21 protein-coding genes are annotated in these 26266 nt (G+C 36.7%); 14 read left to right on the top strand and 7 right to left on the bottom strand.

The features are described 5' to 3' along the window. Positions 1 to 139: 139 nt before the first annotated feature. The 4 genes from AC07UM_RS10455 (at position 140) to AC07UM_RS10440 (ending at position 7402) form a co-directional block, all read left to right on the top strand. Positions 140 to 1414, top strand: a complete 1275-nt coding sequence (locus tag AC07UM_RS10455; RefSeq protein ID WP_494683552.1) for a TolC family protein — start codon at positions 140 to 142, stop codon at positions 1412 to 1414. A 3-nt stretch (positions 1415 to 1417) separates the two neighbouring features. Further along, entirely contained in the window at positions 1418 to 2533 is a 1116-nt protein-coding gene (locus AC07UM_RS10450; protein WP_494683553.1) for an efflux RND transporter periplasmic adaptor subunit, read from the top strand. After that, positions 2533 to 5631, top strand: coding sequence for an efflux RND transporter permease subunit (locus AC07UM_RS10445; protein WP_152290905.1), 3099 nt, complete (start codon positions 2533 to 2535; stop codon positions 5629 to 5631). The genes AC07UM_RS10450 and AC07UM_RS10445 overlap by 1 nt, the downstream gene beginning before the upstream one ends. A 370-nt stretch (positions 5632 to 6001) precedes the next feature. After that, positions 6002 to 7402 carry an MAC/perforin domain-containing protein gene (locus AC07UM_RS10440; RefSeq protein ID WP_494683554.1) on the top strand — a complete coding sequence of 467 codons (1401 nt, stop codon included), beginning with the start codon at positions 6002 to 6004 and terminating at the stop codon, positions 7400 to 7402. A 70-nt stretch (positions 7403 to 7472) separates the two neighbouring features. Here the strand turns inward: AC07UM_RS10440 and AC07UM_RS10435 are convergent, their stop codons facing one another. From AC07UM_RS10435 to AC07UM_RS10425, 3 genes are all read right to left on the bottom strand, one after another. Then, the gene (locus AC07UM_RS10435; RefSeq protein WP_494683555.1) at positions 7473 to 7706 is read right to left on the bottom strand and encodes a hypothetical protein; all 234 of its coding nucleotides are present in this window, start codon (positions 7704 to 7706) and stop codon (positions 7473 to 7475) included. A gap of 170 nt (positions 7707 to 7876) precedes the next feature. After that, positions 7877 to 8851: a DUF6624 domain-containing protein gene (locus AC07UM_RS10430; RefSeq protein WP_494683556.1), complete on the bottom strand. Its 975-nt coding sequence runs from the start codon at positions 8849 to 8851 to the stop codon at positions 7877 to 7879. 68 nt (positions 8852 to 8919) lie between these two features. After that, on the bottom strand, positions 8920 to 9156 hold the full coding sequence (locus AC07UM_RS10425) for a hypothetical protein (protein ID WP_494683557.1): 237 nt from the start codon (positions 9154 to 9156) through the stop codon (positions 8920 to 8922). Positions 9157 to 9419: 263 nt separating this feature from the next. Here AC07UM_RS10425 and AC07UM_RS10420 point away from each other — a divergent pair, with 263 nt between their 5' ends. Next, positions 9420 to 9587 (top strand): bacteriocin-like protein, encoded by a 168-nt coding sequence (locus AC07UM_RS10420; protein ID WP_494683558.1) that lies wholly within the window; start codon positions 9420 to 9422, stop codon positions 9585 to 9587. A gap of 35 nt (positions 9588 to 9622) precedes the next feature. Here the strand turns inward: AC07UM_RS10420 and AC07UM_RS10415 are convergent, their stop codons facing one another. The 3 genes from AC07UM_RS10415 to AC07UM_RS10405 all read right to left on the bottom strand — a co-directional run bounded on the left by AC07UM_RS10415 (position 9623) and on the right by AC07UM_RS10405 (position 11926). Then, a complete protein-coding gene (locus tag AC07UM_RS10415; RefSeq protein ID WP_494683559.1) occupies positions 9623 to 10159 on the bottom strand; it encodes a YciI family protein in 537 nt (178 codons plus the stop codon). A gap of 16 nt (positions 10160 to 10175) precedes the next feature. Then, complete coding sequence (gene pncB, locus AC07UM_RS10410) at positions 10176 to 11354, bottom strand: nicotinate phosphoribosyltransferase (protein ID WP_494683560.1); 1179 nt, start codon at positions 11352 to 11354, stop codon at positions 10176 to 10178. 95 nt (positions 11355 to 11449) lie between these two features. Then, positions 11450 to 11926 carry a Dps family protein gene (locus AC07UM_RS10405; RefSeq protein WP_494683561.1) on the bottom strand — a complete coding sequence of 159 codons (477 nt, stop codon included), beginning with the start codon at positions 11924 to 11926 and terminating at the stop codon, positions 11450 to 11452. A gap of 455 nt (positions 11927 to 12381) precedes the next feature. Between AC07UM_RS10405 and rpsL the strand changes: the two genes are divergently transcribed. From rpsL to AC07UM_RS10360, 9 genes are all read left to right on the top strand, one after another. Beyond that, positions 12382 to 12795, top strand: coding sequence for a 30S ribosomal protein S12 (gene rpsL, locus AC07UM_RS10400; RefSeq protein ID WP_027381287.1), 414 nt, complete (start codon positions 12382 to 12384; stop codon positions 12793 to 12795). 23 nt (positions 12796 to 12818) lie between these two features. Beyond that, positions 12819 to 13295 carry a 30S ribosomal protein S7 gene (gene rpsG, locus AC07UM_RS10395; RefSeq protein ID WP_089734635.1) on the top strand — a complete coding sequence of 159 codons (477 nt, stop codon included), beginning with the start codon at positions 12819 to 12821 and terminating at the stop codon, positions 13293 to 13295. Positions 13296 to 13301: 6 nt separating this feature from the next. Further along, positions 13302 to 15419 carry an elongation factor G gene (gene fusA / locus AC07UM_RS10390; RefSeq protein WP_494683562.1) on the top strand — a complete coding sequence of 706 codons (2118 nt, stop codon included), beginning with the start codon at positions 13302 to 13304 and terminating at the stop codon, positions 15417 to 15419. A gap of 16 nt (positions 15420 to 15435) precedes the next feature. Further along, a complete protein-coding gene (rpsJ, locus tag AC07UM_RS10385) occupies positions 15436 to 15741 on the top strand; it encodes a 30S ribosomal protein S10 (RefSeq protein WP_002661363.1) in 306 nt (101 codons plus the stop codon). A 329-nt stretch (positions 15742 to 16070) separates the two neighbouring features. Next, the gene (locus AC07UM_RS10380; protein WP_494683563.1) at positions 16071 to 18326 is read left to right on the top strand and encodes a TonB-dependent siderophore receptor; all 2256 of its coding nucleotides are present in this window, start codon (positions 16071 to 16073) and stop codon (positions 18324 to 18326) included. Between the two features lie 18 nt (positions 18327 to 18344). Further along, positions 18345 to 18962, top strand: a complete 618-nt coding sequence (locus tag AC07UM_RS10375) for a hypothetical protein (protein WP_494683564.1) — start codon at positions 18345 to 18347, stop codon at positions 18960 to 18962. Positions 18963 to 19231: 269 nt separating this feature from the next. Further along, on the top strand, positions 19232 to 20428 hold the full coding sequence (locus AC07UM_RS10370; RefSeq protein WP_494683565.1) for a PepSY-associated TM helix domain-containing protein: 1197 nt from the start codon (positions 19232 to 19234) through the stop codon (positions 20426 to 20428). 104 nt (positions 20429 to 20532) lie between these two features. Then, the gene (locus tag AC07UM_RS10365) at positions 20533 to 21024 is read left to right on the top strand and encodes a low affinity iron permease family protein (RefSeq protein WP_494683566.1); all 492 of its coding nucleotides are present in this window, start codon (positions 20533 to 20535) and stop codon (positions 21022 to 21024) included. 157 nt (positions 21025 to 21181) lie between these two features. Beyond that, on the top strand, positions 21182 to 23443 hold the full coding sequence (locus AC07UM_RS10360; RefSeq protein ID WP_494683567.1) for a zinc-dependent metalloprotease: 2262 nt from the start codon (positions 21182 to 21184) through the stop codon (positions 23441 to 23443). Between the two features lie 59 nt (positions 23444 to 23502). Here the strand turns inward: AC07UM_RS10360 and AC07UM_RS10355 are convergent, their stop codons facing one another. Then, positions 23503 to 26226 (bottom strand): hypothetical protein, encoded by a 2724-nt coding sequence (locus AC07UM_RS10355; protein WP_494683568.1) that lies wholly within the window; start codon positions 26224 to 26226, stop codon positions 23503 to 23505. Between the last annotated feature and the right edge of the window lie 40 nt (positions 26227 to 26266).

Genomic DNA, 26266 nt, shown 5'->3' with positions numbered 1-26266 from the left:
TATTTGTGAAATTATTCGTGTTTTTTGTGTTTCAAAAAGTTCTAATCAAACTCTAATGTTGAACTAACCGAATTTTAATTTTCTTTAAAATTCCCTCTAATATTAGACGAATAGCTTTGTGGTCTTAAAATAAAAGATCTTGAAGAAGCTATTTTTTACCCTATTTTATATTCATTGTTTCAGTTTCTTTTCTGCGCAGATTTCAGATACCCTGAAAATTGACAGGAAGGAAGCTGAAACAATTTTTTTGGCTAAAAACCTTGACCTTATTGCCCAGAAACTTGAAATTTCACAAGCCGAAGCAAGAGCTGTTCAGGCTAAATACTGGCCCAATCCAAAATTAAGCATTAGTGAAGTCAATCTATGGAGAACCTATGACATAGAAGAACAGCCGGCACTCATCGGAAACTGGGGAAAAAACACCCAGATTTCTGCTGAAATAGAGCAGGTGATTCAGACGGCTGGAAAGAGAAGAAAAAATATTGAGCTCCAGAAAATAGAAATTGAAGGAGAGAAATATGAATTACAGGAAGTTTTACGTGAGCTGAAGAAGACATTAAGGAATACTATTACTGAGATTCTTTACAATCAGGAACAACAGAAGATTTATCAGAGGCAGATTGCTTCCATTGAGAAATTAACAAAATCTTATAATAATCAATTGAACCTGGGAAATATCAGTAAGGCTGAATATGTCCGATTAAAAGCCCAGGAAATTGAATTTAAGAAAAAACTGATTTCATTAAAGCAGGAAATTGAAGATCAGCAGGTAGAGCTTAAAGCCTTACTAATGATGCCTTCTCAATCTTATCTGATAATCTCAGATTCATTTGTGATGCCGGAAAGACAGCTTTCGGAATTGGAGGTGACACAATGGATGGAAAAGGCAAAAGAAAACCGCCCCGATATCATGATCTCAAGAAATAAAGAAAAACACGCTGCCAAAAACCTCGAAATACAGAATGCTATGAAAACTCCCGATATAGCGGTTTCCATTGGATATGACCGTGGCGGAAATATCATGAAAGATTTTATAGGCTTAGGGGTTTCTATGGACCTTCCCATTTTCGATCGTAATAAAGGCAATATACAGGAAGCCAGACTTGAAATTGAGAAAAGTAAACTTGAGACTCGTAAAAACATGTTGAAATCGGAAAATGAAATTGTCTCTGTTTTCAGAAACTATATCCGGACACAACAGGTTTCAGAAGAAATTGATGAAAATTATGAATCTACATTGGATAGTTTGCTGGTAAGTCATGAAAAAAACTTCAGACTCAGAAATATCAGCATGCTGGAGTATATGGATTTTCTGGATACTTACATAGGAAATAAAATGATCATACTGGATACTAAAAAAGAGCTTAACCAATACTACGAAAACCTGCAGTATGCTGTAGGACAAGATTTATAAGATATGAACAAAAATATTACCCAATACATTGCTGCGATCTACCTCTCTGCCTTTGTGATTTTTACAGGTTGTACCGGAGAAAAAGAAAATAAGGAAGTTGAAAAAAACTATTGCATCAGTAAAGAACTTAAAAAAGATATTAAACTGGTGAAAGCAGAAATGCTTCCCATAGAAGAAAGCATTACCCTCACCGGAGAAGTGGAAAGTAACTCGGATAAAACGGTTCCTTTTGTAAGCCTGGTGGATGGAGTTGTGATGGATACCTATTTCTCACTCGGGGATTATGTGAAAAAAGGACAGACTCTGGCAAGTATAAAAAGTACAGCAGTAAACGAAATGCAGGACGATTCCCAAACTTTACAGGCTCAGCTGGCAGTCGCCAAAAGAAAGCTGACCTCTGTGGAAGCGATGTATAAAGATGACATTGCCTCTCAGAAAGATTTACAGGAAGCACGGTCGGAAGTAGCCATATTGCAGTCTAATATTTCCAAGACCCAGAAAAATATGCAGCTGTATTCAGCAGGAGGAAATACGATTCAGATAAAAGCTCCTGCGGACGGCTACGTTATTTCAAAGAATATTTCCAAAGGAATGCCTGTTACAGCGGGTGGAGACCAGCTTTTTACCATTTCCAACCTGGATAAAGTCTGGGTAATGGCCAATGTGTATGCTACGAATATGAGACATGTATATGTAGATCAGCCTGTAGTAGTGAAAACACTGGCATATCCGGATGATAGCTTTTCAGGAAAAATTAATACTATTTCTCAGGTCTTCAATGAAAACGAAAGAGTACTCAAGGCCAAAATCATTATGGACAATAATGGGATGAAACTAAGACCCGGAATGTCTGCGGATGTTGTACTACCTGTTAACTCACAAAATAAAAGTGCGCTGGCTATTCCTGCTAAAGCTTTGATCTTTGATAACAACCAAAGCTATGTAGTGGTATACAAAAAAGACTGTGAGCTGGAGATCAGACCGGTAACGGAGATTGCTTCCAACAGCCAGTATATTTATGTAGAAGGAAATTTAAAGTCAGGTGAAAATGTCATTGCTTCCAACGGATTGCTGATCTACGAAAATCTGAAAACCCAAATAAATAATTCCACCAAGTAATGCGAAAGTTTGTACAGAATATAGTTTCCTTCTCTTTAAAAAACTCATTGATCGTTCTTTTGGGTACTTTTCTTTTGCTGGCCGGAGGGATCTATTCTTATATGCATACCCCTATTGAAGCATTTCCGGATGTTACCAATACAAGGGTAAGAGTCATTACTCAATGGCCGGGAAGAAGTGCTGAAGAGATCGAAAAATTTGTCACATTACCCATTTCCAAAGAAATGAATGCCATTCCGAATAAAACATCGGTGCGTTCTATTTCCTTATTCGGATTGTCTGTAGTGACTGTGATTTTTGATGACCATGTCAATGATTTTTATGCCCAGCAATATGCTTCCAATAAACTCGGAAATGTAAACCTTCCTGCCGGGGCAGAATACAGCATTGAACCACCTTCCGGAGCTACGGGTGAAATTTACCGTTATATTATTAAAAGTAAACTTCCCATCAAAGAAGTTACTGCCATCCAGGACTGGGTAGTGGAAAGAGAGTTGCTGGCAGTTCCCGGTGTTGCAGATGTGGTAAGCTTCGGTGGTGAAGAGAAAACCTATGAAATAAAAATTAATCCTACAGAATTACACAATTACGACCTTTCCCCCCTGGATGTGTATGAAGCCGTTTCGAAGAGTAATATTAATGTAGGAGGAGATGTTGTGGCAAAAGGAGATCAGGCTTATGTAGTGCGGGGGATCGGTCTTTTGGAGAAGAAAGAAGATATTGAAAATATTAAGATCGAGGTAAAAGGTTCTACTCCGATTCTGGTAAAACATGTGGCTGAAGTAAAAATTTCTGCAAAACCAAGGTTAGGGCAGGTAGGGTACAATAAGGAAAATGATGTCGTAGAAGGAATTGTCATCATGCTTCGTGGTGAAAATCCAAGTGAAGTCATTGCCAGACTGAAAGACAGGATTCAAGAGCTGAACGGAGGAGAACTGCCGGGAGATGTTCAGATTGTTCCGATCATTGACCGTACAGAACTTGTGAATACTACCGTTCATACCGTTTCCAAAAACCTGATTGAAGGAGTCATCCTCGTTTCTATCATTGTATTTATATTCCTTTACAACTGGAGAACCACTTTTATTGTAGCATCAGTCATTCCTTTGGCTTTCTTGTTTGCGATTATTATGCTTAAAATTCAAGGGCTGCCGGCCAACCTGATTTCGATGGGAGCATTGGATTTCGGACTGCTCCTGGAAGGAACGCTGGTCATCGTAGAACATGTCTTTGTTGCCCTCGAACTTAAAGCCAGGAAAATAGGGGTGCGGAGATTCAATAAAATCTCCAAACTGGGGATCATTAAGAAGAGCGCAGGAAGTGTGGCAAGCTATATTTTCTTTGCCCTGCTGATTCTTATTGTTGCTCTGATGCCAATCTTCTCATTCCAGAAAGTGGAAGGAAAAATGTTCTCTCCGCTAGCATTTACGCTTGGATATGCATTATTAGGATCTTTGATTTTAAGTTTGACCTATGTTCCAGCGATGTGTAAAATTTTATTGACCAAGAATATTGAAGAAAAAGAAAATTTCATCTCAAAATTCTTCAAAGTAAATATCTATAGGATCTATGAATTCAGTGACCGCCATAAAAAAGGATTTATTATCGGTTTTGTTGCCTTACTTGCTATTTGCGGCTGGAGATTCTCCAATTATGGATCCGAATTTTTACCAAAACTGAACGAAGGAGCAATCTACGTGAGAGCAACCCTTCCCAACAGTGTCAATCTGGATGAATCGGTACGGTTGACCAAAGAGATGAAGGAGATTCTCATGAAATATGATGAAGTGAAATTTGTCATGACCCAGACAGGCCGTCCGAATGACGGTACTGATCCTACCGGTTTTTTTAATATCGAATTTAATATCCAGCTGAAGCCGGAAGGGGAATGGAAGAAAAAAATATCCAAAGAGGAGCTTCTTGAAGAAATGAGAGTTTCCCTTGAAAAATATCCGGGAATCAATTTTGGATTCAGCCAGCCAATACAGGATAATGTAGAAGAATATGTTGCCGGTGTAAAAGCACCATTGGTTATTAAGATTTTCGGAAATGATCTCTTCGAGCTTGAAAACTATGCCAATAAAGTAGCCAATTCCATCAGAACAGTTCCAGGAATTTCAGATGTCAATGTGTTTAAAAATATTGGACTTCCGGAATTGAGAATACAACTCCACGATTCTAAAATGGCCAAATATGGTATTTCCACAGCAGATGCACAGGCTGTCATCGAAATGACGATCGGCGGACAGGCTGCGACCAAGTTTTATGAAGAAGAAAGAATGTTTGATGTCATGCTGAGATTTGAAAAACAGTACCGCGACACTCCGGAAAAAATGGGGAATATTCTCATTCCTACACAGGATAATAAGAAAGTTCCATTGAAAGAAATTGCAACCATAGATTATCATACCGGACCATCATTTATTTACCGTGAAGGGAACAGCAGATATATCGGAGTTGGTTTTAATATTGAAGGACGTGATCTGGGAAGTACGATCCAAGAAGCAAAAGCAAAAGTAGATAAGGAAGTAAAGCTTCCGAAAAATCATAAAATGACGTGGGCTGGGGAATTTGAAAGCAAAGAAAGAGCGGCAAAACAGCTGGCAATGGTAGTACCGATATCTTTAGTTCTTATTTTGATGCTGTTGTATTTCAACTTCGGAAATGTAAAAGATACACTGATTTCTTCTATTACACTGGCATTTGCGTTTATTGGAGGATTTTTATCTCTTTGGTTTACAGGAACCATTTTCGGAATCTCAGCGGGGATTGGATTTATCATTCTTTTCGGAGTAGCTACCATAGACGGTATTGTTCTGATCGGAGTGATGAAAGAAAACCTGCAAAGCAGAATGTCTCTTAAAGAATCTATTGCACAGGGAGTGAAAAGCAGAATCCGCCCGGTGGTTATGATTGCCCTAATGGGATCTATGGGACTTCTTCCTGCAGCAATGTCGAATGGAATGGGCTCAGAAATTCAGAAACCTTTAGCCATTATGATTGTTGGAGGACTGATTGTCTGTATGCTGCTGTCATTTACAATACTGCCAATTATTTTCCATTATGCCTACCGTAAAAAGCATAAGGAAGCACTATAGTTTCTTTTATTTTGTTCATTATGAGGCCGGGATCCGTGAGGAAGATCCCGGCCTTTTTGGTTAAGTATTTTTTGTAGACTCTAAGATCTCAATATTCTTCACCACATCATTGCTTTCACATTTTTTAAGTTCTTTTAAAAGGGCAGGAGTGAGGATCTTCGGGCTCAGAATTGCGCAATCTACAATACCGATGACTAATCCAGTTTTTTAAGAACTTCCTCAGTGGTTTCATGATGTTTTTGTTTAAAGATATTGAGAAATACATTATCACACTATAAAAGGCCTATATTTTAATTAATTCCCTTATTCATGATTTATATCATTAGAGCTTTGAATGTAAAGAATTAAGTTTGTAGACTTAAAATAAAATATGAAAAAACTAAGTTTCTTTTTTGCAAGTATTATTTTACTGCTTGCAACTTCTTGCTCTACTGAGGAGCTTGAAAATCCTAACCTAAATGAAAACTCAAAAAAAAATTCAGGGAGAAGTTTTGCTAAAAGCGCTGGTGATGGTATTTATGACGTCTTGGGATACGGTTATAATGCTACAGGAGAATATGCTAATTCTAACGCTGCAGGATATCAGGTAATTGATATTGAAAGATTCAAAAACGAACAGGCTGGAAGATTGATTACTGATAATGTATTTTCTCAGGAATATCTTGAAGAATATGGTGAAAGTGCAGAAGCTTATTCAAAAATGGTATCTACGAAGGTAGGAGCAACAGCTGGATTCTCTTTATTTAAAAAGCTTATTTCGGTTAGTTTTAGTTCTTCGGTTAGTAACACTACTACCAATAAATTTGATGCTAAATATATTTATGGAAGCTATAATCTTCTAATTAAACAAAGAAGATTCAGATTTAATGCTACTCCTGTCTTATTGTCTGATTATTTGACTCCGGAGTTTTCCAGCGATTTACAGTCCAATAGTCCTGCACAGCTTGTAAACGATTATGGTACTCACGTTGCAGTAGATATTTACACGGGTGCCAAGTTAGATGTTATGTTTCAATCTGAAACAACAAATCAAAGTCGTGAAAAGGCTGCCAGAATTGGTGTTAAAGTGGGCGTAAAAAGTATTTTTGATGCAAATGTTGATAACGATGTAGATACTTCAGAATCAAATAAAAACTTTTCTAGAAAACTATCCTTTAAAACAAGAGGGGGAGATCCATCTAAGGGCTTGGTAGGAGAGCTAAACCTTGATCAAACGAACTCTAAAATTAATATTTCCAGCTGGCAGAATAGTTCCACACCAACTAATGCTGTGTTGGTAGAATTTGGGAGTAATGGTTTGATACCTCTTTATGAGTTTGTTAAAGATCCTGTGAAGAAGGCTCAATTGAAAGCTTATATAGATCAATATTTAATTGATAATCAGGTTAGACTGGATTATACAAATACGGCAAATCTTGTGAATGGTAATTTTGTTAGAAATCCTGCTACCAACCAGATCTTTTTTATGTTTGAAAACAAACTGAGATATATCCAAAGTCCTATGACACTATACGGGTTATTTAATATTACCAGTGGTGAAATCGCGACTATTAGTCCAAGTAATTTGTCAACAGTGGAACGTGGGGCAGATTTAACACCTGATAATGATCTTAAACAGGATAATTTTACCAATAAGATATACATGAGAGAAGGTAATACTTTAAGATATATTCCAAATATTGGTATTTATAATAAATATAGATTTAATAATAATGCGGTTAAAAAAATAAATGGAACAAACGGTTATATAATCGGTAGCGATATTTTTTAATTTAAAATTATAATTGTAAAAAAGAGACTGTCACAAAGACAGTCTCTTTTTATTTTATTGTTCATTAAGATTATGGGGTGATTATAATCGGATCAGGAAAAGGTTCAAGAACCAGTGGTTTACACATGGCTGCCGGTTGGCAGCTTCCCCCCATGCATATAAAATTAGTCATAGTGGTAGTGCCGTCAGGACATCGGATCATCGCTTCACCATGGCATCCTCCGGGGCATTGTGCCGGATATAGTGTTCCTCCGAATACCTCTTTCAATTCTGTTCTTAAAAGTTTTGTTAAGTTCTTTTTCATGGTTTAATTTTTTTTGTTTAGTAAATTATTTTATTCTTAACACTCTTATAATTAAATAAGTAGGGTTGAAAAGATTGAACTAAAATAGTAAATTATTCTATGGTAATTGAATTAATTTATGATAAATGTTAAAATGAAGGTTAGATTTTTTTAATGTCCAATAAGTCTGTTTATTTGTGCTTTGTTTTTGCCTCCAGTTTAGGCAAGTCTTTTTTATATTGCTCAGCATCCCATTTAATCTGCCAATTCTTTACATAGTCTGCCAATGGAGGAAGTCCAACATCTGCGCGTCTTTTATCTACATTTTCAGGATCTTCTAGTGGGGATACATAATATATTTGTGTTTCAGGATCACGTCCGATCTGGCTGCCGTAGATTTGTCTTTTACCTTGTCTCAGGGCCACCCTGTCTTCGAGAAGCGCCAGACTGCTGCTTTGTGCTTTACCATTTTTTACAGCATCTCTCATCATGGGCAAATATTTTTCCTGTGTTGCCTGATCTGCATGTTGGATAACAAGAAATAATGTAACACTTCCCTGTCCACCCACAATATCAGGACCCACCCAGCCATATTGATCAAGAATGGCTTTTACCTCAATAAGATTGAGTGAATCTTTTTTATTGATAAGCTGCCAATGATCATTCATTTCCTTTGAGTTTCCACCGTATTTTTTTTCAATACCATCGATTTGTTGTCTGTACTTTTGGTCTTCATTATAAATTTCACCAAGCTTTGCGACCAAGGGTTTATTCAAATTTGCTTCTGCTTTCTCCTGGTTCTGTTTGATTTTTTCGATGAGAGGCTTCCATCGTTTATCATTATGTAAAGAGCTAAGGTCTGTATCCTTTGTTATATGGTTATAATTACTGAATGTTACTGCAATCCTGTCAAGCTGTGAAAATGCACTGTCTGGCCCTGATGCCATTGCCCAAGAGCATGCTGCGTTATATCTGTCATTTACAGATGCCTTCCAGCCGTTAGATTTAAAGGCTTCTGAATAGTTGCTGGCAGAGTTTTTGAAATCCTTGGCTTGGTAAAGTGATTCAGCCGTTTTTACTTTATCCGTGTATTCTTTGGGAATAGTTTGTCCGAAGACCAGTTTTGTTGATGCTAAACACAGCAAAGCGAATAGTCTTACTTTCATGGTAAATTTTATTTATTTAAAGATAATAAAAAGTGAGCCGGGAAGCTCACTTTATATTTTTTATCAGATTATGGGGTGATTATAATCGGATCAGGAAAAGGTTCAAGAACCAATGGTTTGCACATTGCTGCAGGTTGGCAGGTTCCTCCCATGCATATAAAATTAGTCATCGTGGTGGTTCCGTCAGGACATCTGATCATCCCTTCACCGTGGCATCCTCCCGGACATTCCGGAAGATGTAAATACCCGCCGAATACATCTTTTAATTCTGTTCTTGTAAGTTTTGTTGAATTCATTTTTTTCATGAGATTAATTTTTAGTTTTAATTTAGTTTTTGTTAAGTTGCTTACAATGAGTTATGTAAGTTCGGTGTACTAAATGCTAAAATAATTAAATTAATTCATTATGACAAGAGATACTATTGCTGATTTGAATATTATTTATTTATAATGATTTGAAATGTAGGTTTTTAAAAAATAAATTGTATTTTTAATTCCAGGTAAAGAGAAATAAAAAGAGGAATCCGAAAATCTTCAAGAGTAGGAAACTAAACTAAACAAAATTAATCATGAAAAATTTGAAAAACTTAAACAGAAAAGAGTTAAAAACTGTTTTGGGTGGTGCCGCATTGGCTTGTGAAACACCTATAGATGGAGGTTGTCCGGCAGGGTATATATTCTGCAGCAATCCTTATTGCTGCTATCCACCAAGAAAACCGTATATCTGTATTGATTAATGAAAAAATCCCTCAATTGAGGGATTTCTTATTTATTAAGGATTTTCTTTTGAAACTTCATCATGATGTTTAAGATACAAAGGCAGAGCTGCTGAACCATACCATGGGAAAATTTCATAACTAAAGACTCCAGCCTGTACTGCAGGATCTGTTTTTACCCATTGTTCAGCTTCTTCCTTAGATTTAGTATTGAATATAAACATCCCGCGGTAGTTTTCTTTATTCTTTTCCAGAAAAGGTCCGGCTACTATGATTTTGCCTTCATCAGCAAGTTTACCGATATTCGTCATATGGCCTTTCATCACTTCGCCCATTTTAGCTTTGTCTTCAATCTTAGCAGATCCTGTGGTCAGCATAACAATGGTATAAGGTTTCATGCCATATTGATCAGCTCCTAAAGAATCTGCAAGTTTCTGGTTATATGCTAATTTTTTTACATCAGTCTTTTTTGCTGAAGATTCTGAGGCTGCTGGTTTTCCAGATGTTCCCGGTTTGCCGTTTTCTCCTTTTGTATGAACAGCACAGGAAATAACAGAAAGAGGGATTACGAAAAGCATTATAATTTTTTTCATCACTTTAGTTGTATAGCTAATCTTTTATTCTTAAAAATTCTTTTGCCAGTTCAATCATTTTTGGATCTCCTGTATACTTACCATGTTCATCAGACAATTTTACTGTAGGAATCCATTCTTTATTAGTGGCTTGTACCCCAATAAGTTTCATGACAATGTTCATGGGTTTCAATCCTACATCATTCGTTAGATTGGTTCCTATTCCGAAAGAGATTCCTATTTTTCCTCTGCAGTAGTTGGTAATTTCTTCTACTTTTTCAAGATTTAGGGCATCAGAAAAAATAATATACTTAAACATAGGATTGATGCCGTTTCTCTGATAATGAGCAATCGTTTTATCGGCAAATTCCAGAGCATCTCCACTATCATGGCGTACACCATCAAAAAGCTTTGCAAATTTTTTGTCAAACTGCTGAAAGAAGACATCGGTGGTATAGGTATCAGATAAGGCAACTCCAAGATCACCTCTGTATACATCTACCCAATGTTCCAAAGCCATTTCATTGGCCATTTTGAATCCATATTCCGCAGCGTGGAACATAAACCATTCGTGAGCATGGGTCCCGATTGGTTTTACGCCATACTTCATCGCGAAATGTACGTTTGAACTTCCTATAAAAGTAGAGTCTTTTTTTTGGGTTAAAGCTTCCATCACCAGATTCTGTACCTTATAAGAATGTCTTCTTCTGGTTCCGAATTCGGCAAACGTTACTCCAAGCCTGCCCAATGAGTCTGCTTTTTCCAATGTTTTGCTCATGACCACTTCATTGGAATCTCTTTCCATATGGTTCATTTCGTAATGCAGCTCACTGATCAATGCCAGTAAAGGAACTTCCCAAAGGATCGTTCTGTACCAAAGTCCTTCTACAGTAACAGAAAGGTCTCCTCCTTCCTGATGAATTTTCACTTCAGATGGATCAAAATGGTATCCCTCTAAAAAATCCAGATAGGGGAGATCAATATAAGGACATGTTCTTGCCATGAACTTTTTTTCATCTTTCGTAAGTTTAAGTTCTGCCATTTTATTAACGGCTTCCCTTAAAGCAATGTCAAATCCTTCCGGAAAGTGGTGTTTCCCCCTGTTGATAAATTCATATTTTACAATAGAACCAGGGAATAGTTTTACCACGGCATTCTGCATGGTTATTTTATAGAAATCATTATCAAGGATAGAGTTTAATCTTACATCGTTCATAATATGTGTAATTTTAACGCAAATATAAAAATAAAAAATAAAATCGCCTAAATGTAAGGCGATTTTTTTGAAATATTTCAACGCTTTTGATGGAGTTATTTTCCAAGATAAGAATTATACATCCAAACTTCTTTCTCCTGTTCGGTAATATAGTCGCTCATTTGCGAATTGGTACCTTCATCTCCAGCTTCATCAGTAATATCTAAAAGTTCTCTCTGCAGATCAATCACTACTTTGAATGAATTTAAAATCAGTTCAACACTTTTCGCTCCGTCAGTTACCTCTTTGCTTTCTTTAATCGTAGCAACTTTTAAATAATCTGAATAGTTGTGGGCAGGAATTGCCCCCAGTGTCAGGATTCTTTCTGCAATTTCATCAATCTTTAAAACCAGGCTGTTGTATAATTCCTCGAACTTCGGATGAAGCGTAAAGAATTGTTCACCTTTGATGTTCCAGTGTGACCCTCTTGTATTCTGATAAAATACAGAATAGTTGGCTAACAGTGCATTTAATTTTTCTGAAATCTTTTTACAATCGGCTTCTTTAAGGCCAATGATACTAGCATTTTTCATATGTATATATTTATTTTTTTAAGTTAAATAGAATCGCCGGCTTCAATTGAATAAGTTTTGAAATTCCGTTTGGCGATTGAATGAGTTTATCATTTATGTATCCCAAATTTACGAAATATCGTGCCAATTTCTCTCTTTAACAATAGATGATAACTATAAGAAAATTTTTAAATATAGTTTGGATGTATCAGATAAAATACTTGGGTCTATTTTGGATATACAACTTTATACATAAGTTCCAATAATGCAAATTTCATAATTATTTAATACTCTTTTTTTACGCGGTAAAATATATTTTTTCAGGTCTCTTTCCCGTATGTAGATTAGGCTTCTTTGATTATCATATTGAAATGTATTTGATTTTGGATGTAAGTCTTTGATTTTAATTTTTATATAAGTGTTTGCAGATTAAAAAAATATTACTATTTTTGCACCCTAAAATAAAAAGCAATTAAATGCCTACTATTCAACAATTAGTAAGAAAAGGAAGAGCCACGCTTGCCAAGAAGAGCAAATCGGCTGCCCTTGATTCTTGTCCACAAAGACGTGGTGTATGTACGAGAGTATATACAACTACACCTAAGAAACCTAACTCTGCACTTAGAAAAGTAGCAAGGGTAAGACTTTCTAACGGTAAAGAAGTTAACGCCTATATCCCGGGCGAAGGACATAATCTTCAAGAGCACTCGATAGTATTGGTTAGAGGCGGAAGGGTGAAAGACCTACCGGGAGTACGTTACCACATCGTAAGAGGTGCATTAGACACCGCTGGTGTAAATGGAAGAACTCAGAGAAGATCTAAGTACGGAGCTAAGAGACCTAAACCAGGACAAGCACCTGCTGCTCCTGCAAAAGGAAAGAAAAAATAATCATTAAATAAGGTACAAAAGCAATGAGAAAGACAAAAGCGAAAAAAAGACCGTTGTTACCAGATCCAAAGTTTAATGATCAATTGGTAACGAGATTCGTAAACAACTTGATGCTTGACGGTAAGAAGTCAATTGCATTCAAAATATTCTATGATGCTCTAGAGATCGTAGAAACTAAAAAAGGAGAAACGGAAAAAACTGCCCTTGAAATCTGGAAAGACGCACTTACAAATGTAATGCCTCACGTAGAAGTACGTTCTAGAAGAGTAGGTGGAGCTAACTTCCAGATCCCTATGCCAATCAGAGCTGATAGAAAAATTTCTATGGCAATGAAATGGTTAATTAGCTATTCTAAAAAGAGAAATGATAAGTCTATGGCTTTGAAATTAGCTAATGAAGTAGTAGCTGCTTCAAGAGAAGAAGGTGCTGCTTTCAAAAAGAAATCTGATACTCACAAAATGGCGGAAGCTAACAAAGCTTTCTCACACTTTAAATTCTAATTAGAAATGAGTAGAGATCTTAAATTTACAAGAAACATTGGTATTGCTGCCCATATTGACGCAGGTAAAACTACCACTACAGAAAGAATCTTATTCTACACAGGAGTTAACCATAAAATTGGAGAAGTTCACGATGGTGCTTCTACAATGGACTGGATGGAGCAGGAAGCAGAAAGAGGTATTACTATTACTTCTGCTGCAACTACTTGTTCTTGGAACTTTCCAACAGACCAGGGAAAACCTCTTGCGGATACTAAGCCTTACCACTTCAACATTATCGATACACCGGGACACGTTGACTTCACAGTAGAAGTAAACAGATCTTTAAGAGTATTGGATGGATTGGTATTCCTTTTCTCTGCAGTAGATGGAGTAGAGCCTCAGTCTGAAACAAACTGGAGACTTGCTGACAACTACAAAGTTGCTAGAATGGGATTCGTAAACAAAATGGACAGACAAGGTGCTGACTTCCTTAACGTGGTAAACCAGGTTAAAGATATGTTAGGATCTAATGCAGTTCCAATCGTTTTACCAATCGGTGCTGAAGAAGATTTCAAAGGTGTTGTTGACTTAATTAAAAACAGAGCGATCATCTGGGATGAAGCAGGACAAGGAGCTACTTTCGAAGTAGTGCCAATTCCTGAAGACATGAAAGATGAAGTTCTTGAATATAGAGAGAAATTAGTAGAAGCTGTTGCTGACTACGATGATACTTTGATGGAGAAATTCTTCGAAGATCCAGATTCTATCTCTGAAGAAGAAATCAACGAAGCTCTAAGAAAAGCTACTATTGATCTTTCTATTATCCCAATGACTTGTGGTTCTTCATTCAAAAATAAAGGAGTACAGTTTATGTTGGATGCAGTATGTAAATACTTGCCTTCTCCATTGGATAAAGATGATATCAAAGGTACTGACCCAAGAACTGACGCTGAAATTACAAGAAAACCAGACGTAAACGAGCCGTTCGCTGCTTTAGCATTTAAGATTGCTACTGACCCATTCGTGGGAAGATTAGCATTCTTCAGAGCATACTCTGGAAGACTAGATGCAGGTTCTTACATCTTGAACACTCGTTCAGGTGATAAAGAAAGAATCTCTAGAATCTATCAGATGCACGCTAACAAGCAAAACCCAGTAGAATATATTGAAGCTGGTGATATTGGTGCTGCGGTAGGTTTCAAATCTATCAAAACTGGTGATACTATGTGTGACGAGAAAAACCCAATCGTTCTTGAATCGATGGTTTTCCCTGATCCGGTAATTGGTATCGCTGTTGAGCCTAAAACTAAAGCTGACCAGGATAAAATGGGTAACGCTCTAGCTAAATTGGCTGAAGAAGATCCTACGTTTACTGTGAGAACTGACGAAGCTTCTGGACAAACGATTATCTCTGGTATGGGTGAGCTTCACTTAGATATCATTGTAGATCGTATGAGAAGAGAATTCAAAGTTGAAGTAAACCAAGGACAGCCTCAGGTTGAATACAAAGAAAATCTTACAAGAGTTGCTCAACACAGAGAAGTTTACAAAAAACAATCTGGTGGTAAAGGTAAATTTGCTGATATTGTATTTGAATTAGGACCTGCTGACGAAGGTAAAATTGGTTTAGAATTCATCAATGAGATCAAAGGTGGTAACGTTCCTAGAGAATTTGTTCCTGCCATTGAAAAAGGCTTTAAAGCTGCAATGAAGAACGGTCCTTTGGCTGGTTTCGAAGTTGAAGGTATTAAAGTTGTTCTTAAAGACGGATCTTTCCACGCGGTGGATTCTGATGCTCTTTCATTTGAAATGGCTGCTAAATTAGGATTTAAAGAAGCGGGACGTGCTGCTAAGCCAGTAATTATGGAGCCTATTATGAAACTGGAAGTTGTAACTCCGGAAGAATATATGGGTAACATAATTGGTGACCTTAACAAAAGAAGAGGTACTATCAGTGGTCAGGAAGAGAAAAATGGAGCTGTTGTAATCAAAGGTTCTGTTCCACTTTCTGAAATGTTTGGATATGTAACAACTCTAAGAACACTTTCATCAGGAAGAGCTACTTCTTCTATGGAATTAGAGAAGTATCAAGCTACTCCACAAAACGTTGCTGAAGAAATCATAGCTAAAGCAAAAGGTTAATTTTTAAATTAAAGAAATGTCACAAAGAATCAGAATAAAACTAAAATCTTACGATTACAACTTGGTAGACAAGTCTGCTGAGAAAATCGTAAAAACGGTAAAGGCTACTGGTGCTGTTGTAAACGGACCAATTCCATTGCCAACAAATAAGAGAATCTTCACAGTGTTGAGATCTCCGCACGTAAACAAAAAAGCAAGAGAGCAGTTCCAATTATCAGCTCACAAGAGACTAATGGATATCTACTCTTCTTCTTCTAAAACTGTTGATGCTCTAATGAAATTAGAACTTCCTTCAGGTGTAGATGTTGAAATTAAAGTGTGATAAATGCATACTTTGCAATGATTATACAATCCGTTCCTTTTCAGGGACGGATTTTTTTGTGAAGTTATCTTTAATAAACATGAAATAAAACATAAAGGGTAGATTCATCAATGTATGAATTTGCCCTTTTTTGTATTATGCTTTCAATAATCATAAAATAGGTTTATGGGATAACCATTAACGATAGATTATATCTGTTTGGGGATTCTAAAGAGACCTTAGGATGGCTTAATGATCTGATATTAATAGTTCTTTTTAAGGTGACATATGTCAGTATGTTTCATTTATTTAGAATCAATAAAAATAATAATTTTGCAAAAAATTATCAGATGAATAAAGTAATATCCTTTTCTCTGCTAGTATTAGGTGGGGTTCTTGCCAATGCACAGAAAGTAAATGATTCAGTTAAACACAAGAAAATTGAAGAAGTAGAACTGTTTGGTGAAAAAAAGAAACAGCCGCAAGGTCTGGATGCAATTACAAGATTGCCTTTGAAAACCAGAGATCAGATTCAGAGTATTTCTATAATTTCCCACAAAGCAATAGAAGAATTAGGAGCACTTACTGTCACTGATGTTGCTAAAAATGTACCCGGAGTAACATTATTTTCAAGCTATGGTGGAGGAAATGAGAGTATGTCTATCAGAGGATATCGTGGGGTTCCGGTATTGAAAAACGGTGTTCAGCTAGATTCAGACTTCCGTACCGCAGGAATGATTACAGATATGCAGGGAGTAGAAAGTATTCAGGTGATCAAAGGATCTGCTGCAGTTGGCCAGGGAATAGGAAATGGCTTAGGATCTGCAGGAGGTGTAATCAATGTGGTGACAAAAAGACCACAATTTATTGATCAGACCAATGTAGGATTCCGTTATGGAAGCTGGGATTTTTACAGACCTACAGTAGACTTCCAGAGAGTATTAGACTCTCAGGGGAAGGTGGCTGTAAGATTCAACGGGGCATATCAGAATAACAATTCATTCAGAAGCCATGTACAGGGAGAGAGAATTTATGTAAATCCATCTATTGCTTTCCGTCCGGATGATAAGACATTCATCAATGTGGAAATGGATTATCTGCACGACAAAAGAACACCGGACAGAGGGACGATCAACCTTGCTCCAGGAACTGTTGAAGCACTTTATCATATGCCGAAAGGTAAGTTTTTGGGATATACTTCAGATTATTCAAAAATAGAAACATATAATTTTGCCACAACCATAGTGCGTAATCTTAATGATAAATTAAAGGTAAGAGCAGCTTTTATCAATTCAGTAAGCAATACAGATTCTGAATCCTCATCAGTGTCACTTCCGGCTGGTGAAACCAACTATAATATCAGACAGCGTACAATAGGAAAGTCGCAGGGAGAAGATATTAATAGAGTATTGCAGTTAGATTTGATTGGAGAACAGATAAAAACAGGATTTATCAATCATACATTCCAGGTAGGTTTTGACTGGAGAGAGACAGAAACTTCAGCGACAACCTATGAAGCATACAAAAACTCAATTGCTCCTGCAAATTTGATCACAGCACGATCTACAAAGATTGGAAATACAACTTATGCTGCAAATCCGTTGGATATTTTTGATGTAGTAAACGGAAGTATTCCCAATCAGCTTCCTGTGAATGTCATCTACAAAAACTTAGGAAGATCAAATGCTGTATTGACTCCAAGCATTGGAGCAATGGCTCAGGATGTGATGACCATTGGGAAATATGTGAAAGCTCACTTAGGGATTCGTTACAGCAGGCTAAATGGATCAGCTAATGAATCTGTGGATACATGGAATCCTAATTTCGGATTGATCGTTTCTCCACTTCCAAATGTTAACGTATTTGGATCATACACAACTACAACATCTTTAAGATCTTCTAATAATTTCCTTTTAGACGGTGGTAGAGTAGGTCCATCAATGACTAAACAATGGGAAGCAGGGATTAAATCAGACTGGTTTAATGAACGTTTAAGATTTAATGTAACCGTATTTGATATTAAAACAGATCATCTTTCTTTCACTATTCTTGATGAAAATTATAACCCTGTCGTGATCAACAAACAAACGATGTACGGTCTTGCAGGAAACCTTAGAAGAAAAGGAGTTGAAGTAGAATTGATCGGAAGAATTCTTCCTAACCTTCAGATAATGTCAGGATGGGCATACCTTGATGCCCAATATCAGGATAGTCCGGCATATATTAACGGATCAGCACCAATGAATGCTCCTAAACATACTGCTAATGGATGGTTGAATTATAAGTTCAATAAAGGGACTTTATCAGGTCTTGATGTAGGGGCAGGAATTTATTATGTAGGAAAAAGACCGGTTGATGAATGGACTCAGAAAACATTTACAGCAGGTCACCTGAACAGTGTGAAGCCCGGAGATAAACCTTTCGACATGCCAGAATATACGACTGTAGATGCTCAGGTAGGATACGCATTGAAAAATGGAATGGGAATAAGAGTATTCTTTAATAATATTTTTGATAGTGTAGGGTACAGCTCTTATTTCAGAGGAGGATACATCGATCAGATTCAGCCTAGAAACTTTGCAGTACAGGTAAACTATAAATTCTAATCAACAAAATCAGTTATTATGAAAAGTATCAAAACATTAATTTTTGCATTGGCTCTAGGTGCTGTGACGGTATCATGTTCAGGAGATAAAAAGAAAGGAATAGATTATAACCAGTTCAAAACTGAAGTAAAGCTTACTCCCGAACAAGAAAAAAGCTTTGATGAGATCACCAAAAAATATCAGGATCTTCAGGAGCAGAACTTCCAGGCAGCAAAAGCGCAGGGAGGAAATATGGACCGTGTAGCTTTAGGAATCAAAAATGAAGAACTGAGAGCACAGCAGTCTATTGAAATTGCTACGGTTTTAGATACCTCACAGATGGAAAAGTTCAACAAATTTGTTGATGAAAATTCCAGAAAAAGACCAAGATATGACAACGCCCTGTTAGAAAAAATCAAAACTGAAGCTCAGCTGTCTGATGATGAATTCAAAGTAGTGAATGCAGCCAATGATGCCTTTGAAAAAGCATTCAATGATGCACATGATGTCTATCACGGGAATAATGATTTGGCTAAGCAATACTGGGAGAAATTCGATGTCCAAAGAAAATTAGCTATTCAGAAAGCCTTGAGCCCTGAGCATTATACTAAGTTTGAAGACATCGTAAAAGACGTTCAGTTCAAAGGAAGAAAATAACAACATTGATACCAGTGAGGGCTGGAAGCAGGAAGAAGGAAATGGATATAATATTGGACTAAAAGTTCTTACTACTTTTGAGAAAACATATTCAATTTGGTGAATGTAGATTAAAGTTAAATTGTAAGCTTTTACTCTAAAATAACTTCCATCGAGAGCTTCATGCTTTCTAACCCGAATTTGTATTAACTTTTTTTAATTTATTCATATCAATTTTAATTTAAAACATTAAGACGGTCCAACTGTCTTAATGTTTTTGCTATTAAACAATGAAATTATTATTTAAAAGCCTTTACAGGAAAAGAAGAAAAAACGAATCCATCACAAAATATCTGATGTGGATCATTCATCTCTGGTTGGGACTTTTATCAAGTGCTATTGTTTTTGTGATGTGTCTTACCGGATGTCTGTATGCATTCAAAAATCAGATCATTGATGTTAGCAATAAGGGCAAAGTTTATATAGGTTCCCACTCAGGACAAGTCAAGAATCCTGATGTAATCCAGGCAGAATTATTAAAGCAGAATAAAGAACTTACCTCTTTAATAATTCCGGATAATAAAGGAAAAAGTTATGTGATAGGTTACCGCGAAAATCATTTAGATAAAAGCACTTATTATAATCAGTATACTGGGGAAATTCTTGGGCAGCCCAATGTGGGATCAGGTCAGTTTTTTGAAGTAGTTCTTGATCTTCACAGAAATCTGATGATGGGAAATGTAGGAAGACAGATAGTAGGAGCATCGGTTCTGATGTTTTGTATTCTTCTGATCTCTGGTTTCATCCTTTGGCTTCCGAAGAAGCTGAAGTTTTTGAAACAGGGATTGACGGTTATGTTTAAAGCAAAATTTCAGCGGGTCAATTATGATCTGCACAATACACTTGGTTTTTATACTTTTTTGATGCTTTTCTTTATTGCTGTTACCGGATTGTATATAACCTATCCATGGGTGAAAAATGCACTTATTGTAAGCCTGGGTGGATCTTCAATAGATCATATTTCAAAAGAAAAAGACGGTGGTGAAGATGCCTTTGGAGGATTTCTTGAAGATATGCTTCAAAAGCAGGATGAAAAGAAAAACCTAAAGAATGCCGCTTCAGCTTCTGTAGATAAGATTTTAAAGCTGGCGGATCATCACCTCCCTTATCCTGCGGTTACCAGCATAGAACTTCCCAACAAAGAAAATCCACGTTATGTTGTGATCAAAACCAACAGACAGAACTTCCTTGGAATGATGTTCCCGGATGAAGTAACATTTGATAAAACAGGAGTTTTCAAGACCAAAGAACTATTCTCAGACAAACCGTTGAATAAACAATTTACCGCTTTAGCAAAGCCTTTGCATACAGGAGAGATCATGGGGCTGCCAAGCATTATTCTCTACTTTATAATATCTCTCATTGGCTGCTCTCTGCCCGTGACTGGATTTCTCATCTGGTGGCACAGGTTTAGAAAAATGAAATAAGATACGATAGGCAGCAGTCTAAAGTGTTTAGGTACCATATCTTCATTTCTTTTTCCGTTTTCAGATTATTTTTTTATACATTTAGTATATAAAAAGTAAAAGTTATGGGTCATAAAGGGAATCATTTTTTTGAAAAATTTTCAAACTGGGCTGTAAAATTTACGGGAAGTGCCTATGCTTTTGTCGGAGCTTTTCTAATTGTTGTGGTCTGGGCAGTTTCAGGTCCTTTTTTTGACTATTCAGAAACCTGGCAGCTGGTGATCAATACCGGAACTACAATCATTACGTTTCTCATGGTGTTTCTGATTCAGAAAGCTCAGAATAAAGATTCAAAAGCAATACAAATAAAGCTGAACGAGCTTATTGCGGCTCACGAGAAAGCCAGTAACCGGATTGTGGATATTGAAGATCTTACCGAAGCAGAATTGGATCAGCTTCACATCTATTATGAAAAATTAGGTGAACTTGCCAAAAAAGATGCAGATATCCATACTTCTCACTCCATTGATGCTGCACAGAGAAATCAGGATTATAAATATGAATTCTTTAAAAGAAAACACGAAGAGTGGATGCAGAAGCATGAACAGAGAAAATAATGGGGGTTAGTTGAAAAAAAAATTTAATTCATCAATGTTGTGGTGTTATTTTAAGCTTTCATACCGGTAGCTTGTGTTTTATTCTTATGTTTTTGTTTTTTTTATTGTTTTTTAGTGTTTTATTTAATAAATATTTACATTTGTTAAAAAATATTAAATGAAAGCAAAATTACTTTGTTTGCCGGTATTATTTTTAGCGGTAGCGGCAAATGCACAATGGAATAGAGGGATTCCTAGCCAGAAGATCACTAAACAAAGCGACAATTCTGTTTATTATCAGCTTGATATAGATCAGATAAGAACCCAACTTCTGAGAGCACCAAAAATGGGTGAGGGTGCTCCCGTTACAATCAGTATTCCTACCCTTGAAGGGAAGATCGAAAAATTTACCGTAAACAGTTTTCCGGTAATGGATGAGACTTTGGCGAATAAATACCAACTTGGATCATATGTTGGGATAGGAATTGATGATCCTACCAAGTATATCAGATTTAGTGTGGCTCCCAATGATTTCCAATCTATGATCATTGGTTTAGATGGTAAATACGAATTTATAGAGCCGGCAACGTCTGATAAATCTTATTACTCTATACACGGAAAGACCAATAAGAGTGGGCATGCGTTTACCTGCAAAACTAAAGAAAGTAAAGAGTCTGTAGAAAATTTACAAAAGCTAATGAATGCAGGTGCCACAGCTAAATCTAATAACAAAACTTTTCATACCCTTAGACTGGCTATGTCAGTGACAGGAGAGTATACAGCTTATTTTGGAGGAGTTGCCGGAGCGCTTACACAGATCAATGCTACTTTGTCAAGAGTAAACGGTGTATTTGAAAAAGAATTTAATCTTCATGTCAATGCGATTGATGCTCCTAACCTTATCTTTACCAACGCAGCTACGGACCCTTACAGTACATCTGAGTTCATGTGTAAGTGGAATTATGAGCTTATGAATGTTTTGCATGGAGGGTCTTACGGTGTTACTGATGCTAATTTTGATATTGGGCATTTGTTCGGAGCTTCAGGAGGAGGTGGAAATGCAGGTTGTATTGGTTGTATAGGAAGTAATGATGTTTCTACAACGTCTTATACAGTAGCTCAAAGTGACTGTCAGGATAGTGGAGGTAATTATTATGCTTATATAGCTCCTGATAACTATAAAGGAAGTGGAATTACTTCTCCGGCTAGTAATGTTCCTATGGGTGATAATTTTGATATAGATTATGTAGCTCATGAAATTGGACATCAATTGGGAGATAATCATACATACAGTTATAATGAAGGAACCGGTGTTTGTGTGGAGCCAGGATCTGGATCTACTATTATGGGATATGCTGGTATCACAGGTGCTAATACCGATGTTCAGCAACATTCTGATGCCTATTTTCATAGTGTAAGTATTGATCAGGTACAGACTAATATGACAACAGTAACAGTTGATGTAGAAACGCCAATCACAAATAATCCACCGGTTGTTACTCCAATGACGACAAGTTATACTATTCCGAAATCAACTGCTTTTGTTTTAACAGCTTCAGCAACAGATCCGGATGGTGATGCATTATCATATAACTGGGAGCAGGTTAATTCAAGTTCGTTAGGCAATGGTATTGGTAAAGCATCAGGTACAGGCGATGGAGCTGCAGCTATAGGTAATACAACATCTGGAGCAAGTTTCAGATCCTGGCCAGCAACAACAAGCCCTACAAGGTATTTCCCTAAATTAGCAACCGTTTTGGGAGGAGCCGTAAAAAATACGACAGATTTTGAAGCTGCAAGTACTGTAGCAAGAACTACAAATTTCCGAGTGACTGTAAGAGATAATAAACCTGGAGGACAAGCTCAGACAGCTTATGCAACACAGACTATTGTGGTAGGATCTGCAGCTGCGTTTACAGCTAATACAACATCCCTTAGCCCTAATGTAAACTCTACTATTGCATGGACGGTTTCCGGAACAACAGCTTCCCCATATAACGTAGCGAATGTTAAAATTGATTATACAGAAGATAATGGAGTAACCTGGAATAACCTGGCAGCATCAGTGCCGAACAACGGATCGGCAAGTGTTTTCATTCCTGCATCATTAGCGGGTAAAACAATTTATTTGAGAGTCTCTGCAATCGGGAATGTTTTCTACGCAGTGAAACAGGCTACTGTAGCGAGTCTACTGGCTGTTTCTGAAGCCGGAAGTGTGAAGTCTGTTAAGATTTATCCAAACCCTGCGGAGGATGTATTGAATGTTATGAATATTTCTCCAAACGCATCTTATGAAATATTCAATGCTCCGGGGCAATTGATTTCAAAAGGAACCATAGGAGATGGTAAAATTAATGTCAGAAATCTTGTAAAAGGAGTTTACTTTATTACAATCAATAATAAAGAAGAAAAAAGTACGACAAAGTTTGTTAAGAAATAATTTAATAAACAATAAAAATAAAAAACCTCTGAGTCATCAGAGGTTTTTTTATGAAGATATTATTTCATGAAATAACTAAAATAACTACAGCTTCCCATCAGGTTTTTCGTAGTTTCTGTATCAGAATACTGAGCTTTTAACTGAGCAAAATAGGTTCTGTATTTTTGATTCTTAAGATGGTCCATTTCTTTCTGGCGGGCATCTTCTTTTTCAGACCATTTAGGATCAGAATAATCAAAGTCTTTTGGAGCTTTTGCTTCGTACTGGTAATATTTACCCTGTTCAGCACTTGCCATCTGAAATAAGAGTCTTGCTTTTTCTTCTTTGTTGTTAGAAAGCTTAAGAGCTTTTTGATAGTAATTGATTGACAGATCAAAATTATCAGGCTCAATGTAAGAAGTGTCAAGGAAGTTTTTATAATAATACTTATAAGGATTCTTTCTGTCTGTATTCCAGAAGTTGTATTTACCTCCGTTGCTGTTGTCAATATCCATAACAAACAATTCACGGTAATATCCTAAAATAGAAGTATTATACAATAAGTTTCCGATAAGCTGGTTGGCCTTTGCCGCTTTTTCACCTGTTCCGTTTCCAATCTTTTTAAGTTGAATCAGTACATCTGCCAGTTCAAGTTTATCCATGTTCGTTTTGATGAAAGGGAAATCGGTGTAATTTTCTGCTTTCATACTTTCTGCATCCGGGCTTCCGAAACTTTCCCAAACATTATGCCCGAATACCAGATCTGAAATGTTTTTAAATCCATCATATTCTGCAGGAGTATATTGTTTGGTCGTTATGGTTTGACCGCTCTTTTCTGTCCATTCATAATTTTGTCTTGGAATACCTGCAAAGCTTTTCGCTTTTTCGTAATAAGATTTCGCCTTTTCAAAGTCGGCAAGCCTCATCGCTCTGTCTCCGTAAATTGTGCTGAAGAATGCATCAATGTTACCTACACTGTCCATGTTTTTGGCGATGATCTGCTGCTCAAACTGTGTTTTATTAGCCTTTCTGTAGAAATCTTCTACACTTTTTACCAAGCTGGAGTTTGGATTGTACTGAAGATCAGAAAGCTTATTATTCATCAGGAAAGACTTTCCGTCTTCACCCTGAAGTAAATAACGGTTGGCCATAACATCTTTCAGGAAATCAGCAGTAGAAGGTACTTCACCATAATAATCGTAATTATCTGTAGCGACTGTGTCTTTCACTACTTTTTTCTCTACGAAATACTCCGCATAATCTTTCATCAGATGATCTTCATATTCGGCATCAATTTTTGGCTGGGAAACAATATCATTCAGAACTTTCATTCGTTTGATCTCTTCCAGATATTCAGGATTTGTTGTTTTGATATCATTCAGAATTTCTGTGCTTTCTTTGTAATCCTTTTTCAGGAATTTAAGATAAGCATTGGCAATCTGCCAATATTCATCCTTAGATTTCTCTTTGGTTTTGTCAGTGAATTTCTCAAGATCGTCAAGATAATCCTTCATCTTATCATCATATCCATAGCCGGAAGTAGTGTAGAACGGAATTCTGTTCGGATTATTCAGCAATTCATCATCGCTCTGATCTGTTTTTCCATCGGCAGATTCTTTAGATTTTGAACCTCCAAAGAGATTTTTAAAGAACCTTACAATCTTTTGCCAGAAAGACAATTTTTCCTCTTTTACTTCAGTTTTAGTCGTAGTATTAGCATCTTTTGAAGTCGTATTGGTATCAGCTTTTCCTCTTTGTACATACGGATTATTGGCTGCATCTGAAGTATAATAATAAGTAGGCAGGTAGCTTCTTTCCAGTTCGTTGATGCTTCTGGCTGCCATTACCTTCAGAATTTCAGAATCAGGGTTGATTTCATACATCTTTTCCATGGTAGGAATAGGATTGTTGAAGTCCTCATATCCCAAAAGGAAATAAGCCATATTCTTTTCTTCATTGGTGCTGGCTCTTTTCATGATATTGCTGAAAGATGCTGTATCAGAAAGTTTCATAGAAACAAATGCAGACTCCTTACGGTCTTTGCTATTCATGAATACCTGGAAGAAATTCCAGTTGGCATCACTGTTCATTTCCAATCCTCTTTGTGCTCCTCCCAGCTGATCCAGGGACATAAAGTACACTGATCCTTTCAGTTTTATCGGAGCAACATAGGTTTTGAAAGCCTGTACTGCAGAATCATAGTTTCTGGTATAATGATTCAGACGTACCAGCTGATATCCATAACGCTGTTTGATTTCAGGATTTCTTGCCGCATTGTACAATGACGTTAAGGCAGCAATAGTTTTATTATAATCAAGAGCTGTGGCGTTTTTTCTGTTGACATCCCGGTTGTAATAAAATGAATTATCATTTTCAACATAATTGATGCTCATATAAGGCTCCAGATATTTGGCTTCAATTAAATAATCAATACCTTCCTTATATTTCTGGTAAAATCCGGAACCCAGTTTTTGTAAAAGAGGATTGGTCGGATTTCCGTTCTTTAAAGCATTCAGATCGTTCATGCTGATCTTATACACCAGATTTTGAGTTTCAGAATAGCTAAGCTGATTATTAAAGAACTTTTTCCATGTTTCAATATTATCATCAGGAATCAATGATGGGTTGTATCCTCCATAGAACCTGCTTGAATAGCTGTGCAGAAAAGGAAGATAAGCTTTGTCTTTGATAATGCTTTGCGTAAAAAGGTTGAAGTAATCATAATCAGGATCTGACCACGCGCACGCATCAGATTGTGTATAGAAAAGTGATACAACCGCAAGTGAAAGAATGTACTTTTTCATAGGATTTGTAATGTGTTTTTAATTTCTTAATAGTTTATGC

The sequence above is a fragment of the Chryseobacterium sp. GW821-FHT04C04 genome (assembly GCF_059420365.1).
Note: the sequence above shows the minus strand (reverse complement) of the source record. Positions and strands in the feature narration are given on the sequence as shown.